The sequence below is a fragment of the Paraburkholderia humisilvae genome, assembly GCF_902859855.1.
Lineage (GTDB): Bacteria > Pseudomonadota > Gammaproteobacteria > Burkholderiales > Burkholderiaceae > Paraburkholderia > Paraburkholderia humisilvae.
In genome coordinates, this window is record NZ_CADIKH010000467.1 from 1 (window position 1) to 627 (window position 627).

Annotated in this window: 1 pseudogene; it reads left to right on the forward strand. The window is 67.8% G+C overall.

Annotated features, from left to right (window positions below):
• Positions 1–540: pseudogene (locus tag HV796_RS43100) on the forward strand (integrase); the annotation flags it as partial.
• Positions 541–627: the final 87 nt, after the last annotated feature.

A 627-nucleotide genomic window follows, 5' to 3' on the forward strand; every position in this document is an offset into this window, starting at 1 on the left:
CCTTCCGCGCGCCGGCCGCCAGTTGCACGCTGGACGCCGCCAACGATTACGGGGCCGTGCAGACCTGGCTTGCGCTGCACGGATCGCCGGCCACGCAGCGCACGTACAGGAGGAGGCCGAGCGTCTGATCCTGTGGGCCATCGTCGAGCGCGGCCGCGCGCTGTCGTCGCTCACCAAGGAAGATGCGATGCCTACCGCGCGTTCCTCCGGCATCCGTCGCCACGCGGGCGCTGGGTCGGGCCGGTGCGCCCGCGCACCTCGCCGGACTGGAGGCCGTTCAATGGCAGTCTTTCGGCGCGCTCGGTGGCCCACGCCCTGTCCATTCTCGGTGCGCTGTTCCGCTGGCTCATCGAGTAGCGCTACGTGCTCGCCAATCCGTTCGCGGGCGTCAAGGTGCGCGGCAACACGGCATCGGCGCTCGATGCGTCGCATGCGTTTACCGAGGGCGAATGGGCACTTGTGCGGGCAATCGCCGATGGCCTGGAGTGGTCGTACGGCTGGGCCGTGCCGGCCGCACAGAGGTGGCTTCGAGAATTCGGACAGTTCGTTGAGTGGAAAAGCTGGGGCGTGAGTCGGCCATAATGGCCGGCAACAAGGAACCAGAAGATGACGAAGCGAAACCGACGG